The following is a 17,443-nucleotide window of genomic DNA, read 5'->3' on the forward strand; positions in this document are numbered from 1 at the left end:
GGGCCCCCGAACCGCGAGGTTCGGGGGCCCTTCAACAGCTTTCCGGGGTCGGACCCGGGTGGCCGTCCTAGTCGTCGCCGCTGAAGATGGCGACCAGACGGAGCATCTCGACGTAGATCCACACGAGGGTCATGGTCAGACCGAACGCGGCCAGCCAGGCCTCGTCGCGCGGGGCGCCGTAGGCGATGCCGTCCTCGATCTGCTTGAAGTCGAGGGTCAGGAAGAACGCGCCGAGCAGGATCGCGAGGATGCCGACGATCGCGCCGAGCGGGCCCATGCTGCGCAGTCCGCCGTCGGGGGCGAGCCCGAAGACGACGAGGAGCAGGTTGACCGCCATGACGAGGATGAAGGCGATCGCGATGGTCATACCGATACGGGCGTACCGCGCGGTGACCCGGATCCAGCCCGCCTTGTAGACCAGGAGGGTGGCGCCGGAGACGGCCATGGTGCCGAGCACCGCCTGGAAGGGCGCGCCGCTCCACTGCGTGTTGAACATCTCGCTGAGCACGCCGAGGAAGACACCCTCGAAGGCGGCGTACGTCAGGATCAGCGCGGGCGAGGCCTTGCGCTTGAAGGACTGCACCATCGCCAGGACGAAGGCGATGAGCGCCGCGCCGATGGCGAGGCCGTAGCTCGTGGGCGACACCGGCAGGAGGGCCCAGGCGAGGACCGCGCCGACGACGACCGTGCCGAGCGTCATGGCCGAACGCATGACCACGTCGTCCATGGTCATGGCGCCCGTGCGGGCCGGGGCCTGCGGCGGGACGCCGTGCTGCACGTCCTGCTGGGCGTACGGGTTCGTCGCGTACGGGTTGCCGCCCTGCTGGGCGTAGGGGTTGCCCTGGGTACCGACAGCTGCTCCCCCGGCCTGCGGCGCGGTGTTGAAGCCCGCGTAGCCGTTGTCGCGGCTGAACCCCCGTCGCGAGAAGACCGGGTTGCTGCTCCTCATTTCACTCCTCCATGGCCACCCTGCGTGGCCTTGGCTCAAGAGTAATAGGTAGGCAAAGGGATTGACTCTAGTGCTTGGGGAGGATCTTTCCCTGCCTTGTCATCGAACACGCTACGCGTCTCCGTGATTCCCCGCCCCACCCCCCTCAACCCATGCCGGCCCCCAGGGGCGATATGTAAGGACATGGGGAGAAATGTTCGGGTTTGGTCGGAGGTGCCCGGAACCGGACTTGAACCGGTACGCCCGCGAGGGGCAGCGAGGTTTAAGCTCGCCGTGTCTGCATTCCACCATCCGGGCAGGCCATGGGCTCCGCAATGAGGTCCTGAGCCTATCGGGGCGCTTCCCCCGAACAGTCGAAGCACGGACCGATGTTGTCTTATTTTATTGACGTCTGAGGGTGCATCAGCCCACGGAACACGCCATCCGCACTTGCCAGTAGCCTTTCGGACGGCGCGACCGGCTGTATGCGGAATGACGGAATTTCACCGCCCGAACGGGCGGCCCCGCCGCGTACACGCGCGGTGACGCGGTGACTCGTGTCCGTCAGGATCCCTCGGGACGGGTCGGAGCCCGCCGTCATACCCAGGTATGACGCGACGCCCGCCGGTCCGTCGTAGGTCTGCCCCCGGAACCGGAACAGCGGCTGACTACACGGAGCCCCCGCATCGCGACGATGGAGACATCTGAAACGCCGTCGCCCCGCAAGGAGTTCCCACCCGTGACCACCACTCCCCTCGCCGACCGGTCCACCGCCGTGGCGGCCCGCGCCATGGAACTGTCGAAGGTCTACGGACAGGGCGAGACCCGGGTGGTCGCGCTGGACCAGGTCTCCGTCGACTTCCGGCAGGCCCAGTTCACCGCGATCATGGGCCCCTCGGGGTCCGGCAAGTCCACGCTGATGCACTGCGTCGCCGGCCTGGACACCTTCTCCGCCGGCTCCGTCCGCATCGGCGACACCGAGCTGGGCTCGCTCAAGGACAAGCAGCTCACCAAGCTCCGCCGCGACAAGATCGGCTTCATCTTCCAGGCGTTCAACCTGCTGCCGACCCTCACGGCGCTGGAGAACATCACCCTCCCGATGGACATCGCGGGCCGTAAGCCGGACAAGCAGTGGCTGGACACCGTGATCCGGATGGTGGGCCTCGCCGACCGGCTGAGCCACCGCCCCGCCCAGCTCTCCGGCGGCCAGCAGCAGCGCGTGGCCGTGGCACGGGCGCTCGCCTCCCGGCCCGACATCATCTTCGGCGACGAGCCCACCGGAAACCTGGACTCGCGTTCGGGCGCCGAGGTGCTGGGCTTCCTGCGCAACTCCGTACGGGAGCTGGGGCAGACCGTGGTGATGGTGACGCACGACCCGGTGGCCGCGGCGTACGCGGACCGGGTCATCTTCCTCGCCGATGGGCGGATCGTGGACGAGATGCACGAGCCGACGGCCGACTCCGTCCTGGACCGCATGAAGAGGTTCGACACCAAGGCCCGTACCAGCTAGGGGAGTTCGGCCCCGCCACCACTTGGCCGCACCTCACCCTCGACCTCTTTCGACCTCTTTCACCCCGACCCCGAAACAGGGACCCCTTCATGTTCCGTACCGCCCTGCGCAACGTGCTCTCGCACAAGGCCAGGCTGCTCATGACCGTGCTCGCGGTGATGCTCGGCGTCGCCTTCGTGTCGGGCACGCTGGTCTTCACCAACACCATCTCCGATGCACTCCAGAAGAGTTCGGCCAAGGGCTTCGACCATGTGGACGTCTCGATCGGGCCGGGGTACCGCCCGAACGAGGGCGACAGCGTCATGGAGCAGCCGAAGCTGACGCCTCAGGTGCTGAAGAAGGTCGAGGGGGCGCCCGGCGCCGAGTCGGCGATCGGTGTGGTGAGCGGGTTCACCGCCCTCGCCGACAAGAACGGCAAGCTGATCGGCGGCGGTTTCCAGTCGCAGGGCGGCAACTTCTGGGGCAAGGACGACCCCCGGTATCCGATCCGGGACGGCGGCCGCGCGCCCGAGGGCGCGGACGAGATAGCCATCGACTCGAAGACGGCGAGCCGCGCCGGGTACAAGGTCGGCGACACCATCCGGATGTCCGTCGACGGCCCGGTCCTCACCCCCACGATCACCGGGATCTTCACCACGAACGACGGCAATGTCGCGGCCGGCGGCAGCCTCTCCCTGTTCGACACGGCGACCGCGCAGAAGCTGTTCCACCGGGAGGGCGAGTACGACGAGATCGCCGTGACGGCGGCGGCCGGCACCAGCCAGGCCCAGCTGCAGAAGGCCGTCGACCGGATCCTGCCCGCGGACACCGCCGTCACCACCACCGGCCAGGAGCTCGCCGACGACCAGGCCACGCAGATCGCCGCCGAGATGAGCGGTCTGAAGAACGGGCTGCTGGTCTTCGCCGGGATCGCCCTGTTCGTGGGCACGTTCATCATCGCCAACACCTTCACGATGCTGGTCGCCCAGCGCACCAAGGAGCTGGCGCTGCTGCGCGCGGTCGGCGCCTCCCGCCGTCAGGTGACGCGGTCCGTGCTGATCGAGGCGTTCGTGGTGGGCCTGATCGCCGCGGTCACCGGGCTGGCCGCCGGTGTCGGTATCGGCGCCGGGATGCGGGCCCTGATCGGCACCCTGGGCGAGACCGTCCCGGAGGGCCCGCTGGTGGTCTCCCCCGGCACGGTCGCCACCGCCCTGCTCGTCGGCGTGCTGATCACGATGGTGGCCGCCTGGCTGCCGGGCCGCCGGGCGGCGAGGATCCCGCCGGTCGCCGCGATGAGCAGCGTCCACGCCAAGGCCACGACCAAGTCGCTCGTCGTACGGAACACGATCGGCGCGCTGTTCTCCGGCGCCGGCGTCGCCACCGTCCTGTACGCGACCACGATGGACGGCTCGGACGGTCAGGCCCCGATGGGCTTCGGCGCGGTCCTGCTGATCATCGGTGTCTTCGTCCTCACCCCGCTGCTCTCCCGCCCCCTGATCGCGGCGGCCTCGCCCCTCATGCGCGTCTTCGGGATCTCCGGCAAGCTCGCCCGGCAGAACTCGGTGCGCAATCCGCGCCGTACCGCCGCGACCGCCTCGGCGCTGATGATCGGTCTGACGCTGATCACCGGGATGACGGTGATGGCGGGCAGTCTGCAGCAGTCCATCGCCAGGATGGCCGCCGACGCGATCAAGGCCGACTATGTCGTCTCGATGGCCAACGGCAACATGCTCTCCCCCGACGTGGAGAAGAAGCTCGCCGCCACCGAGGGCGTCACCGCCGTCTCGCCGCTGCGCAACGCGGAGTCCCGGATAGGCGACGAGACCGAGTACCTCACCGGGGTCAACGGCTCGGCCATCGGCAAGCTGACGGACTTCCCCGTCGACAACGGGACGTTCAAGGTGGGCGGCCCGGACGTCGTCGTGGACGCGGAGACCGCCGACCGGCGCGGCTGGAAGGCCGGTTCGGAGTTCACCGCCGCGTTCGAGGGCGGCGAGAAGCAGAAGCTGACGGTCGCCGGGGTCTACGAGAGCAACGAGCTGATCCGGGGCATCCTCCTGGACAACGCGACGCTGACGAAGCGGCTGCCGGCCGCCGCCGACCCGGCCGACATGATGGTCATGGTCAAGACCTCGGCCGGTGCCTCCGACACCACCAAGGACCGGCTGGAGAAGGCCCTCGGCGAGAACCCCGCGATCAAGGTCCAGAGCGGCCAGGACCTCTCCGACGACATCGCGAAGATGTTCACGCTGATGCTGAACATGCTCTACGGCCTGCTGGCCATGGCCGTGATCGTCGCCGTCCTCGGGGTCATCAACACCCTGGCCATGTCGGTGTTCGAGCGTTCGCAGGAGATCGGCATGCTCCGCGCGATCGGTCTCGACCGGCGCGGCATCAAGCGGATGGTCCGGCTGGAGTCCCTGGTCATCTCGCTCTTCGGCGGCGTCCTCGGCATCGGCCTCGGCGTCTTCTTCGGCTGGGCCGCCGGCGAACTCATCGCCAGCCGGATGCCGACGTACGAACTGGTCATCCCCTGGGCCCGGATGGCCGTCTTCCTCCTGCTCGCCGCCACGGTCGGCATCCTGGCCGCCCTGTGGCCGGCCCGCCGCGCGGCGAAGCTGAACATGCTGGCGGCGATCAAGTCGGAGTAGCCGCGGCGGCGGAGGCGTATGCGAGGAGTACGGGGGCGTGTGCATGGCCGCACACGCCCCCGTACGGGCGTTCAGGCCCCCCAGGTCCGGGCCCGCAGCGGGAGGCCCGACGCACCCCCTTCCGGGGGCCGTACGGCCAGGACCTGGTTGACGCCGAGGCTGTTGCGTTCGAAGCCGAGCGCGGAGGCGGCCATGTAGAGGCGCCAGACGCGGGCGCGGCCGGGTCCGGCGAGGGCGACCGCCTGAGCCCACCGGGCTTCGAGGTTGGTGACCCAGGCGCGCAGGGTGAGGGCGTAGTGCTCGCGCAGCGACTCCACGTCGCGGACCTCGAACCCGGCGCGTTCGAGCTGGGTGACGGTGGTGCCGATCGGGGCGAGTTCACCGTCCGGGAAGACGTACGCGTCGATGAAGCCGTCGACGGCGTACGTGCTCTCGTCGCGCTGCGGGCGCCGGGAGATCTGGTGGTTGAGCAGCCGTCCGCCGGGGGCGAGCAGCCGGTACAGGTCCTCGGCGTACGCCAAGTACTTGTCGGCGCCGACGTGTTCGGCCATCCCGATGGAGGAGATCGCGTCGTACGGCCCGTCGCCGACGTCGCGGTAGTCCTGGACACGGATCTCCACGCGGTCGGTCAGACCCTCCTCGGCGACGCGTTTACGGGCGTACGCGGCCTGCTCCTGGGAGAGGGTCACACCGACGACGCGGACGCCGTACTCCCGGGCGGCGTGCACGGCCATCGAGCCCCAGCCGCAGCCGACGTCGAGGAGCCGGGCGCCCGGGGTCAGGCCGAGTTTGCGGCAGACCAGGTCGAGCTTGTCGTGCTGGGCGGCTTCGAGGTCGGCGGTGCCGTCGGCGGCGGGCCAGTAGGCGCAGGAGTACACCATCGACGGGCCGAGGACGGTCTCGTAGAAGTCGTTGCCCACGTCGTAGTGGTGGCTGACGGCCCGTCTGTCGGTGCGCCGGGTGTGCCGGTGGCGGCTACGGACCTCCTCGCGGGGCGGCTCGGGCGGGACGAGGACGGCCGGTCCGGCCAGCTTCAGCAGGTCCCTGACGGCCGCCCGTACGTCCGGGTCGCGCAGGGCGTCGGTGAGGCTCCGGGCGTCCTCGTCCCGCTCCCACACATGGCCGGCGATCAGGTCCAGTACGGCGTACAGGTCCCCCTCGACCCCGAGGTCACCGGCGACCCAGGCGCGGGCGAGGCCCAGCTCGCCGGGCTTCCACAGCAGCCGGCGCAGGGCCCTGCGGTTCCGTACCACCAGCGCGGGGGCCTCCGGCGGGCCGGCCTCCGAACCGTCCCAGGCCCGCAGCCGGAGCGGGAGCGGGGCCCCCGACACCTGCTCGAACAGGGTCTTCAGCCGCGACGCGGCGTCCTGCATGGCGCACACCTCCGTGACAAGAGATCCCGGAATGTCCAACGCCATACGTAATCACCTGCGGGGCCCAGCCGTATTCCCCGTGCGAGGTGTGTTGTTCGAGTGCGGGTGAGTGGGGGCTGGCCGCGCAGTTCCCCGCGCCCCTGAAAGCCCAGGCCCCGGCGGCCCTGAAAGGCGACCGGCGGTGGGTCTGAAAAGCAGCGGGCGCAGCCCCTGCTTTTCAGGGGCGCGGGGAACTGCGCGAGAAGCCCCACGCACCCGCACCCGAACAACACACCGAACCCCCCGCGCACGCCGAAGGGCCCCCCGCACCACGGATGGCGGAGGGCCCTTCGGATGGATCAGCGGGTCAGGAGGCCTTGGCCTTTTCCCCGGCCGAGCTCGCGGCAGCGACCGGCGCCGGCTTGGCCGCCTCGTAGAACTCCTCGCGGGGAGTCTCGATGGCGCCCAGGGAGACGACCTCGCGCTTGAGGAACATCGCGAGGGTCCAGTCGGCGAAGACGCGGATCTTGCGGTTCCAGGTCGGCATGGCCAGCCCGTGGTAGCCACGGTGCATGTACCACGCCAGGCGGCCCTTGAGCTTGATCTTCATCTTGCCCATGACGATCATCGCGACGCCCTTGTGGAGGCCGAGGCCCGCCACCGCACCCTTGTTGGAGTGCGCGTACTCCTTCTGCGGGAAGCCCCGCATACCGGAGACCACGTTGTCGCCGAGGACCTTCGCCTGACGCAGCGCGTGCTGCGCGTTCGGCGGGCACCAGGCGTTCTCGACGCCGGCCTTGCGGGCGGCGACGTCCGGGACCTGCGCGTTGTCGCCGGCGGCCCAGATGTAGTCGGTGCCGGTGACCTGGAGGGTCGGCGAGGCGTCCACGTGACCGCGGGGGCCGAGCGGAAGGCCGTAGCGCGAGAGGACCGGGTTCGGCTTGACGCCGGCGGTCCAGACGATCGTGTTGGAGTCGACCTCCAGGCCGTTCTTCAGCACGACGTGGCCGTCGACGCAGGAGTCCATGGAGGTGTTGAGGTAGACCTCGACCCCACGGCCCTCCAGGTGCTCCTTGCCGTAGCTGCCGAGCTTCGGGCCGACCTCGGGGAGGATCTTGTCGGCGGCGTCGACGAGCACGAAGCGCATGTCCTCACGGGACACGTTCTTGTAGTACTTCGCGGCGTCGCGCGCCATGTCCTCGACCTCGCCGATCGTCTCGGCGCCGGCGAAGCCACCGCCCACGAAGACGAAGGTCAACGCCTTGCGGCGGACGTCCTCGTCGGTCGTGGAGTCGGCCTTGTCGAGCTGCTCAAGGACGTGGTTGCGCAGGCCGATGGCCTCCTCGATGCCCTTCATACCGATGCCCTGTTCGGCGAGGCCGGGGATCGGGAAGGTGCGGGAGACCGCGCCGAGCGCGATCACCAGGTAGTCGAAGGGCAGCTCGTACGCCTCGCCGACCAGCGGGGCGATCGTGGCGACCTTGCGGTCCTGGTCGATGGTGGTGACCCGACCGGTGAGAACCTCCGCCTTCGGCAGCACGCGTCGCAGCGGGACGACGACATGCCGGGGGGAGATGCTGCCGGCGGCGGCTTCGGGGAGGAAGGGCTGGTAGGTCATGTACGACCGGGGGTCGACGACCGTGACGGTCGCCTCTCCGTAGCGCATCTTCTTGAGGATGCGCCGAGCTGCGTACAGGCCTACGTACCCACCGCCTACTACGAGGATCCTGGGACGCTCCGTGGTGCTCATGCCATCGAGTATGTACCCGCCATACGGGGGTCGCTCGTGCGCCCCTTCACAAGCTTCTTCACACCCTCTGCTACACTGCGCGACCCCTTTGACCGGACCCACACCTCACCAGGGAACCAGCCGGGGGGTTTGACCGTTGTCAAGGCCGCGTGAACTGCCGTTCCGGCCTCTTGAGGGCCCTGGACCACCCTCCGGTTTCACACGGACGAGACCCCCGCGAAAACCCTTCGGGGACGCCCTGTTGACTTCCCGGAGCCCCGGAACGCTCTGCGGAGCCTCAAAACATCGCTCAACAGGGGCGATTCTCTTGTGAAGAACTTCACGAAGTTTCTCGACGCGGGGTCGGCGAGAGGTGCCGGAGCGCCCCTCGGACGCGCTCATACGTTATCCGAACAGCTCAAGCGAGGCTACCGACGAGTAGTTAACACTTGCTCACAAGCGCCCGCGGGCCGCCGGGAGGACCCCCGGCAGCCACCCGCGAGCTACGCCATGGACCAGGCGATGCCGTCCAGAATGTCGTGTTCGCTCACCACGACCTCCGCCGCCCCGATCCGCTCCATGATCGAGAGGAGCACGAGGGCCCCGGCGGCGATCACGTCCACCCGGCCCGGGTGCATCGACGGGACCGCCTCCCGCTCGGCGTGGGTGGAGCGCAGCAGCCACTCGGTGATCTCGCGGACCTTGTCGTGGGAGATCCGGGAGTGGTGGATGGCCACCGAGTCGTACGCGGGCAGGCCCTGGGCGATCGAGGACAGGGTGGTGACCGATCCGGCGAGCCCGACCAGGGTGTGCGCCTCGCGCAGCGGCACGCTCCGCTCGGCGAGGTCGAGCGCGGCCTCGATGTCGGCGCGGATCGCCGCGATCTGCTCCGGCGCGGGCGGGTCGACGACCACGCCGTCCCGGACGAGGTGCCGCTCGGTCAGCCGGACGCAGCCGATGTCCACGGAACGGGCGGCGCGCACGTGGTCGTCGCCGACGACGAACTCGGTGGAGCCGCCGCCGATGTCCACGACCAGATACGGCCGGGTCAGGTCGGTGCGCCCGGTCAGCTCCTTGGTGGCGCCGGTGAAGGAGAACTCGGCCTCCTGGTCACCGGAGATCACCTCGGGCTCGACGCCGAGGATGTCGAACACCCCACGCACGAACTCGTCCCGGTTCTCGGCGTCGCGGGAGGCGGAGGTGGCGACGAAGCGGACCCGCTCGGCGCCCAGTTCCTTGATGACGGCCGCGTACTCCCGGCAGGCCGCGAAGGTCCGCTGCAGCGCCTCGGGGGCCAGTCTGCCCGTACGGTCGACGCCCTGGCCGAGCCGGACGATGGTCATCCGCCGGTCCAGCTCGACGAGTTCACCGGTGGCCGGGTCCGCGTCGGCGACGAGGAGCCGGATGGAGTTCGTACCGCAGTCGACGGCGGCGACCCGGGTCACCGGGCGTCCTCCTGCCCGGTCTTCTCGGGCGCCGACGCCGGCACCACGCACGGGCCCTTGGCCCACCACTCCGGCAGCATCGCGATCGCCTCGTCGCCCAGCGGGTTGACGCCGGGGCCGGCGGCCAGCGAGTGGCCGACGAGGACGTGCAGGCACTTCACCCGGTCCGGCATGCCGCCCGCGCTGGGAAAGCCCTCCAGGACCTCGATCTCGTCGCGGCGGGCGATGTAGTCCTCGTGCGCGGCCCGGTAGGCGGCGGCCAGTTCGGGGTCCGTCGCCAGGCGTTCCGTCATCTCCTTCATCACGCCGTTCGCCTCCAGCGTGCCGATCGCGGAGGCGGCGCGCGGGCACGTCAGGTAGTACGTCGTGGGGAAGGGCGTCCCGTCCGGCAGGCGCGGCGCCGTCTCGACGACGTCCGGCTGTCCGCAGGGGCAGCGGTGCGCGATCGCGCGCAGCCCGCGCGGCGGGCGGCCCAACTGCTGCTGGAAGGCCTCGACATCGGCGTCGGTCGGCTCGGTGCGCTCGGTGGGCGGCGGAGGGGTCTGCATAACCTGCTACTCAAGTCCTCGGTGTGGCTGATCGGTTCACGGTCACGGGGTGACGGTCACGGCCTGACGGTCACGGGGTGACCGTTCGGCTGTCGGCGGCGTCGGCCTTGTCGACCCCGTCCCAGACATTGGTGTACCAGGGACGGTCGGCCGCCCCCTGCGTCGTACGGGACTGCTTCGCCGCGTCCGGGTCGATCATGGTGTAGCCGGTCTCGCCCGGCATCACATAGTGCAGCCGCTCCCGGATGCGCTGCTCGGCGTACGCGTCGTCCTGCCAGCGCGCCTTGAGGTCGCGCAACTCCTCGACGCGCTCGCGCGCCTCCTGGCGCTCCCGCCGTACGTCGGCGATCTCGGCGCGCTGGGAGACGTACTGCCTTATGGGATAGGCGAGCGCCACGATCATCGAGCAGAGGACGAGGGCGAGCAGCGCGGCCCGGCCGGTCAGCCGGGAGCGGCGGACCTGGCGCTTGGCCTGGGAGCGGTAGACCCGGGCGGCCGTCTGCTCACCGAGCACCTTCAGCCGGGTCGCGGTGGAGAAACGGTCCCGGTCCCGGTCCTTCACGGCCATGTCCCGCTTCCCCTTCCGCCTCTGCCTGTCTCCTGCGCGCATGTGCGTACGTCCCCGCACACGGTACGGGACCGAGTACGGGGACGTACGTACGACGCTTCCTACTTGCCGACCGCCGGGAGTCAGCCCTTGAAGCGGGGGAAGGCGCTGCGGCCGGCGTAGACCGCGGCGTCGTCGAGGATCTCCTCGATGCGCAGCAGTTGGTTGTACTTGGCGACGCGGTCCGAGCGGGCCGGGGCGCCGGTCTTGATCTGACCGCAGTTCACGGCGACGGCGAGGTCGGCGATGGTGACGTCCTCGGTCTCGCCGGAGCGGTGGGACATCATGCACTTGAAGCCGTTGCGCTGGGCCATCTCGACGGCGTCCAGGGTCTCGGTCAGCGAGCCGATCTGGTTGACCTTGACGAGCAGGGCGTTGGCCGAGCCCTCCTCGATGCCGCGGGCGAGACGCTCGGGGTTGGTGACGAAGAGGTCGTCGCCGACGATCTGGACCTTGTCGCCGAGCTTCTCGGTGATGGTGTTCCAGCCGGCCCAGTCGTCCTCGAACAGCGGGTCCTCGATGGAGACGAGCGGGTAGGCCGCGACGAGGTCGGCGTAGTACTCCGTCATCTCGGCGGCGGAGCGCTCCTTGCCCTCGAAGGTGTAGACGCCGTCCTTGTAGAACTCGGAGGCGGCGACGTCGAGGGCGAGGGCGATCTGCTCGCCGGGGGTGTAACCGGCCTCCTTGATGGCCTCGATGATGAGGTCGAGGGCGGCGCGGTTGGACTCCAGGTTCGGGGCGAAGCCGCCCTCGTCGCCGAGGCCCGTGGACAGGCCCTTGGTCTTCAGCACCTTCTTGAGGGTGTGGTAGACCTCGGCGCCCCAGCGCAGGGCCTCGGAGAAGGACTCCGCGCCGATCGGGGCGATCATGAACTCCTGGATGTCCACGTTGGAGTCGGCGTGCGAGCCGCCGTTCAGGATGTTCATCATCGGAACGGGCAGCAGGTGCGCGTTCGGGCCGCCCAGGTAGCGGAAGAGCGGGAGGTCGCTGGCCTCGGAGGCGGCGTGGGCGACGGCGAGGGAGACGCCGAGGATGGCGTTGGCGCCGAGGGAGCCCTTGTTGTCGGTGGCGTCCAGGTCGAACATCGCCTGGTCGATCAGGCGCTGCTCGGTGGCGTCGTAGCCGACGAGCTCCGGGCCGATCTGCTCGATGACCGCGAGGACGGCCTTCTCGACGCCCTTGCCGAGGTAGCGGTTCGGGTCACCGTCACGCAGCTCGATGGCCTCGAAGGCACCGGTGGAGGCGCCGGACGGAACGGCGGCACGACCCGTGCTGCCGTCGTCGAGGCCGACCTCGACCTCGACGGTGGGGTTGCCTCGCGAGTCGAGGATTTCCCGGGCTACGACGACGTCGATGGACGGCACGAGCATCTCCTTCATGGAATGTGACGCTGAAAGTGCGGGGCCCGCGGGCCTTGCGACTAGAGCCTAACCGCCCCCGGGCCGTCGGCAGCCGACCGACCGTCCCGTGGACAGACAGACGGTACCCATTGTTTCAGTCCGGAACAAAGGGGGGGTGGGCGAGAAAGTGAACAGAACAAAGAAAAGCCCCGCCCCGGTGCGTACGGGGGAATGCGCACCGAGGCGGGGAGCCCGTGGGGACGGGGGGACGGCCCTCACGAGGTCTTCACTATGGAGGACACGGATGTGAGCGGGCTGTGGTTCAGCTGGGGAGCGGCCGGATTTTTCGGCCCAGCCTGACCCGTCCCACCGGGCTGCGACGGGTCAGCTCAGGTGGAGCTGCTGGCCCGGGAAGATGAAGTCGGCGTCGTCGATGATGTCCTTGTTCAGCTCGAAGAGCTTCTCCCAGCCACCCTTGACGTTCTCCTTCTCGGCGATGGCGCTGAGGGTGTCGCCCTTGACGACCTTGTACTCGCCGTCGCCCTTCTTGACCTTCTTGCCGGTCGGGGTCTCGACGGTGGCGCGCTCGGAGGAGCGGGAGGCGCGGGTGTCCTCGGTGCTCTTCTGAGTGCTCTCCTGGGTGCTCTTCTGCGTGTTCTGCTGCGTGGAGGAGCCGGAGTTCGAGTTGCCGCTGGAGGCGGCGGCGCCGTCGTACGAGGCGCTGGACAGGCCGGTGCCGCAGACCGGCCAGGCACCCTTGCCCTGGCCCGCGAGGACCTTCTCGGCGACCGCGATCTGCTGGGCCTTGCTCGCCTGGTCGGCGGTGGAGGCGTACTGCGTACCGCCGTAGGCGGCCCAGGTGGAGGCGGAGAACTGCAGGCCGCCGTAGTAGCCGTTGCCGGTGTTGATGGACCAGTTGCCGCCGGACTCGCACTGGGCGACGGTGTCCCACTCGGAGGCGGTGGCGGCGGAGGCGCTGCCGGCGGCCATCAGCGGGGCGGCGATGGCGGCGGCGCCGGTGACACCGGCGACGGCGATGGCGCGAGCGGCCTTGGACGGGCGACGGTGCTTGCCCTTGCTGGAGAACAGCATGGAGAGATCCCCTCACCGACGCCTGCGAGGTGAGCTGTCGGGTTCGGGCCGGTTGAGTTGCCCGGCCGCGGGACGCTCGCCTTTCGGCTCGCATCACGCGGCTTCACCCCGAGCCGGTCCAGCGTGAACCGCTGGGCCCGGCACTTACCTTGGGTCCCCCGCTCCTGCCTACGGCGCTTGACGCGACGACTGTTCCCTCACGGCCGTTGGCAGGATTCGGCGTACGACCGCAGGGGCCCGCTGTGGCGAGCGGTCACGACCGTAAACAGGTGATTGCCCGAATTTCAAAGACGATCACGGGGTCTGTGATTCATCTCCCACATAGATCAAAACGGGCATTCAGGTGCGAACCATGACCTGAACTGTCGCTACTTTTCGCCCGTTTCGGCACCGACTTCGAGGGTCTGACCGGGAAGGATAAGGTCCGGGTCAGTTCCGACCGTGTCCTCGTTCTCCGCGTACAGCCCGCGCCACCCGCCGTCCAGGCCGAGCGAGTTCACGATGCCCGTCAGACTGTCGCCCGCCTGGACGGTGTACGCGCCGTCGACGGCCTCGCGCGCCGCGTCGGCGCCGCGGGAGGCGTGGCGGCCGGAGGACTTGGAGTCGGCGGAGCGGGAGTCGTCGCCGGCCGCGTCCGTGCCGGTGCCGGTGCCGGTCTCTGTGCCGGCTTCGGAGCTCTCGTCGGCGCTGGCGCCACGGTGGCGGCCGGTGCCGCCGTCACTGTCGTCGGCGGTCGAAGAGCTGTCGTTCTGTGACGACTTGCCCGAGTTCGTTCCGGTTTCGACCTTGATGGAACCGTCAGAGCCCTCGGCGCCCTCGGCGTTCGCGCTGGAGTCGGTCGAATCGGCCGAATCGGCCGACGCGTCCGCATCGGTGGACTTGGCCGAGTCGGTTCCGTCGGCCTTGCCGGTCTTGTCGGTCTCGCCGGTCTTGCCGCTTTCGTCGGCCGAGGGGGACGAATCGGAAGTACCGGAGGTACCTGCGGTGTCGGACCCGTCGGACGAACCGTCCGCCTTCGTCGAGCCGTCGGTCACGCCCGTGTCCACGTCGGCGGAACCGGAGTCGCCGCCGAGATTGTGGAGCAGTCCGCAGGTGGCCCAGACGCCGACGCCCTGGTCGGCGAGCGCCTTCTCGGCGACCGCGATCTGCTGGGAGCGGCTGGCCTGGTCGGCGGTCGTCGCGTAGTCGAGACCGCCGTACTTCTCCCAGTTGGCCTGGGTCAACTGGAGGCCGCCGTAGCGTCCGTTCCCGGTGTCCGCGCTCCATGAGCCGCCGCTCTCGCACTCCGCGACCTGGTCCCAGGTGGTTCCGCTGGCCGCGCTCGCGCCGGTGGCGCCGAGGAGGGGGATGGCGATGGCCGATCCGGTCACTCCGGCCGCGACGAGCAGGGCCGGAGCCTGACGGGGGCGACGGTGACGACCGTTCCCGGAGAGCATGCGGTTGCCTTTCACACGACAGCAGTGACCCGTGCGAAGGGTGTGGTGCCCCCTTCGCACTGACGTGTGAACGTAGCCGCAGTCGATCAGTTGTCACAAGTTAATGCAGCGCAGATCACGTGAAGATCACAGACTTGAGGGAGCGTCATCTTCTGCCGCGGAATGGGGTAGTGCTACGGGTCGCTCACGGGCTCCCAGGGGCCGCTGCCGCGGGGTGAATTCGACCGGAAGCGTGCGCAATCCCCGCATGATGAGCCCTCCTCGCCATCGCAGATCGGCCGAATCCACCGCGAGTCGCAGGTCGGGGAGACGGGTGAGGAGTGTCGCCAGCGCGGTCTGACCTTCGAGGCGGGCGAGGGGGGCGCCGAGGCAGTAGTGGATGCCGTGGCCGTAACCGAGGTGCTGGTTGTCACGGCGGGAGAGGTCGAGGGTGTCGGGGTCGTCGAAGCGGGCCGGGTCGCGGTCGGCCGCGGCGAGGACGACGAGGACGGGGTCGCCGGGGGCGATGTCCTGGCCGCCGATGGTGAGGGGCTGGGTCGCGAAGCGCCAGGTGGCGAGTTCGACGGGGCCGTCGTAGCGGAGGAGTTCCTCTACGCCGGTTTCGAGCAGCTCGGTCTCCTGGGCGGCCAGCGAGGCCTGGAGGCGGGCGCGCTGCTCGGGGTGGGTGAGGAGGGCGTAGGTGCCGTTGCCGATGAGGTTGACGGTGGTCTCGAACCCGGCGAACAGCAGGATGAACGCCATCGCCGCGGCCTCGTTCTCGGTGAGGTGTTCGCCGTGGTCGGAGGCGCGGATGAGTGCGGAGATGAGGTCCTCGCCGGGGGCGGGGTGCTCGGTGAGACTCTCGCGCTTGCGGTGGATCAGGTCGGCGAGATAGCCGCGCATCTTCTTGACCGACCGGGCGACGCCGCCCCGGGGCCCACCGCCGTGCCGGATCATCATCCCCGCCCAGTCCCGGAAGTCGTCCTGGTCCTCCCGGGGGACGCCGAGCATGTCGCAGATCGCGTAGATGGGCAGGGGGAAGGCGAACTCGTGGATGAGATCGGCCTCGCCCTTCTCCTCGAACCGGTCGATGAGCTGATCGGTCAACTCCTGGACCCGGGAGGCGAACTCGGCGACCCGGCGGGGGGTGAACGCCTTGGAGACGAGACGGCGCAGCCGGGTGTGGTCCGGCGGATCGATGTTCAGCAGATGCGTCATCAACTCGGCCTTGCGCTCACCGGGGATACCGGTCTTGCCCTTGGCGTGCGCGGGCTCGTCGTGATGCGCCGGGTTCTTGGACAACCGCCCGTCGGCCAGCGCCTGCTTGGCATCGCCGTACCGCGTCACCAGCCAGGCCTCCACGCCACTGGGCAGCCGCGTCCGATGCACGGGCGCGTGCTCCCGGAGCCAGGCGTACGCCGGATACGGATCGGTGGCGAACTCCCAGGTGAAGAGCGCGGGGGCGGCGGCTCCCGTGGGGGTGCCGCCGGGATCGCCGGTGGGGGTGCCTTCGGGGGTGCCGGTGGGAGGAGGTGCGGGCAGGTTGGTCACTAGTCGACGGTATCCGGCCTTTCGGTGCCCCTCCCTCCGTCTGCTGCTCCTCCCTCTGCTGCTTCCCCCTCGACCTCGTCGTGCAGGTGTTACTCGGTGGTGCCGAGCCCTTCCGCGGTCCGGATCGCGTCGCGGTAGGTGCGGGCCGCCGCGCGTAGGGCGGCTTCCGGGTCGGTGCCTTCGGATTCGGCCTGGGCGGCGAGGGCGAGGAGTCTGTGGCCGATGTCGTCGGCGGGGGGCAGCGGGACGGTGAGGCCGGCGGTGCGGACGCGGGAGGAGAGTTTGGCGGCGAGGGCGAGGCCGGGCTGGCCGAGGGGGATGCCGTCGGTCACGGACTCGCGGCGTTTCTCTATGGCCTTCGTGCGGAGCCAGTGGGCCTTGACCTCCTCCGGGGTCGTGGCCGTGGCGTCGCCGAAGACGTGGGGGTGGCGGTGGATGAGCTTGGTGACGATGCCGGCGGCGACGTCGTCGACGGAGAAGGGGGCGTCGGGGTCGTCCTCGGCGATGCGGGCGTGGAAGACGACCTGGAGGAGGACGTCGCCCAGTTCCTCGCGGAGCTCGTCGCGGTCGCCCTCCTCGATGGCCTCGACGAGTTCGTACGCCTCCTCGATGCCGTACTTGGTGAGGCCCTTGTGTGTCTGCTGGGAGGACCAGGGGCATTCGGCGCGGATGCGGTCCATGACCTGGACGAGGTCGAGGAGGCGGGCGCCGGGGAGGTCGTAGGAGGCGGGGAGCAGCTCCAGGGACGGCATCCGGACGCGGCCGGAGCCGGCGAGGCGGGCGAGGCCGTCGGTGAGGCGGGGTTCACCCTCGGCGGTGGCCACGACGACCACGGTGCGGTCGCCGGCGCAGGCGTCGACCAGTTCCTCGGCCGTCGGGGTCGCCTGCTCCACCGCTATGCCCGCCTCGCGGAGATAGGGCAGCTGGGGATGTGCCTCGTCCGCGCAGAGGACGCGATCCGCACCGTGCAGCGCCTGCCAGGCCGGCCACGAGAGCAGGCCGGGCGCGACCCGGTGGCTGGTGGTGAGCAGGACGACTCGGCCCGGAGAGGGGGGTGAGGTCTCGGGGGCCGTGGGGGCGGGGGCGCCGTCGGGGCGATGTGCGTTCACACGACGAACGTAACCCACGCCACGGACGACCCCCGAAGTTATCCACAGGCCGGGGATGCGACCGTCCGCGTGCCCACGGACCGGGGAGGGCTGAATCCCCCGGCTCCGCAAACCGCGACGCGCGCGCCCCCTTCCACAGGCCGGGCGGGCTTGCCCGCTACGCCGGCTTTTGCTGGGTCGTCGTGAC

At 69.8% G+C, this 17,443-nt stretch carries 13 protein-coding genes, 1 tRNA gene and 1 riboswitch; of the genes, 2 read left to right on the forward strand and 12 right to left on the reverse strand.

The features are described from left to right. Positions 1-67 precede the first annotated feature (67 nt). Both ACZ7MG_RS18770 and ACZ7MG_RS18775 read right to left on the reverse strand, forming a co-directional pair. The gene (locus ACZ7MG_RS18770; protein ID WP_471394865.1) at positions 68-949 is read right to left on the reverse strand and encodes a Bax inhibitor-1/YccA family protein; all 882 of its coding nucleotides are present in this window, start codon (positions 947-949) and stop codon (positions 68-70) included. A gap of 214 nt (positions 950-1,163) precedes the next feature. Further along, positions 1,164-1,246 (reverse strand) — tRNA-Leu (locus ACZ7MG_RS18775). Between the two features lie 421 nt (positions 1,247-1,667). Here ACZ7MG_RS18775 and ACZ7MG_RS18780 point away from each other — a divergent pair. After that, the gene (locus tag ACZ7MG_RS18780) at positions 1,668-2,438 is read left to right on the forward strand and encodes an ABC transporter ATP-binding protein (protein WP_471394868.1); all 771 of its coding nucleotides are present in this window, start codon (positions 1,668-1,670) and stop codon (positions 2,436-2,438) included. Between the two features lie 89 nt (positions 2,439-2,527). Beyond that, entirely contained in the window at positions 2,528-5,068 is a 2,541-nt protein-coding gene (locus tag ACZ7MG_RS18785) for an ABC transporter permease (protein WP_471394871.1), read from the forward strand. Between the two features lie 71 nt (positions 5,069-5,139). Here ACZ7MG_RS18785 and ACZ7MG_RS18790 read toward each other — a convergent pair whose 3' ends face one another. The 10 genes from ACZ7MG_RS18790 to ACZ7MG_RS18835 form a co-directional block, all read right to left on the reverse strand. Further along, positions 5,140-6,441, reverse strand: coding sequence for a class I SAM-dependent methyltransferase (locus ACZ7MG_RS18790; protein ID WP_471394873.1), 1,302 nt, complete (start codon positions 6,439-6,441; stop codon positions 5,140-5,142). Positions 6,442-6,787: 346 nt separating this feature from the next. Next, positions 6,788-8,170 carry an NAD(P)/FAD-dependent oxidoreductase gene (locus ACZ7MG_RS18795; RefSeq protein ID WP_471394876.1) on the reverse strand — a complete coding sequence of 461 codons (1,383 nt, stop codon included), beginning with the start codon at positions 8,168-8,170 and terminating at the stop codon, positions 6,788-6,790. Between the two features lie 482 nt (positions 8,171-8,652). Further along, entirely contained in the window at positions 8,653-9,594 is a 942-nt protein-coding gene (locus ACZ7MG_RS18800) for a Ppx/GppA phosphatase family protein (protein ID WP_471394879.1), read from the reverse strand. Next, the gene (locus ACZ7MG_RS18805) at positions 9,591-10,142 is read right to left on the reverse strand and encodes a DUF501 domain-containing protein (protein ID WP_471394882.1); all 552 of its coding nucleotides are present in this window, start codon (positions 10,140-10,142) and stop codon (positions 9,591-9,593) included. The genes ACZ7MG_RS18800 and ACZ7MG_RS18805 overlap by 4 nt, the downstream gene beginning before the upstream one ends. A gap of 70 nt (positions 10,143-10,212) precedes the next feature. Further along, positions 10,213-10,710, reverse strand: a complete 498-nt coding sequence (locus tag ACZ7MG_RS18810; RefSeq protein WP_471394884.1) for an FtsB family cell division protein — start codon at positions 10,708-10,710, stop codon at positions 10,213-10,215. Positions 10,711-10,832: 122 nt separating this feature from the next. Next, entirely contained in the window at positions 10,833-12,113 is a 1,281-nt protein-coding gene (gene eno, locus ACZ7MG_RS18815) for a phosphopyruvate hydratase (protein WP_471395037.1), read from the reverse strand. Between the two features lie 360 nt (positions 12,114-12,473). Then, positions 12,474-13,181, reverse strand: a complete 708-nt coding sequence (locus ACZ7MG_RS18820; RefSeq protein ID WP_471394886.1) for a transglycosylase family protein — start codon at positions 13,179-13,181, stop codon at positions 12,474-12,476. Positions 13,182-13,185: 4 nt separating this feature from the next. Then, positions 13,186-13,367: riboswitch (cyclic di-AMP (ydaO/yuaA leader) on the reverse strand. A gap of 182 nt (positions 13,368-13,549) precedes the next feature. Then, positions 13,550-14,617, reverse strand: a complete 1,068-nt coding sequence (locus ACZ7MG_RS18825) for a LysM peptidoglycan-binding domain-containing protein (protein ID WP_471394889.1) — start codon at positions 14,615-14,617, stop codon at positions 13,550-13,552. 126 nt (positions 14,618-14,743) lie between these two features. Next, positions 14,744-16,147, reverse strand: coding sequence for a cytochrome P450 family protein (locus tag ACZ7MG_RS18830; RefSeq protein WP_471394892.1), 1,404 nt, complete (start codon positions 16,145-16,147; stop codon positions 14,744-14,746). Positions 16,148-16,236: 89 nt separating this feature from the next. After that, on the reverse strand, positions 16,237-17,256 hold the full coding sequence (locus ACZ7MG_RS18835) for a nucleoside triphosphate pyrophosphohydrolase (protein WP_471394894.1): 1,020 nt from the start codon (positions 17,254-17,256) through the stop codon (positions 16,237-16,239). Positions 17,257-17,443: the final 187 nt, after the last annotated feature.

Source organism: Streptomyces sp. NPDC107538 (assembly GCF_055657445.1).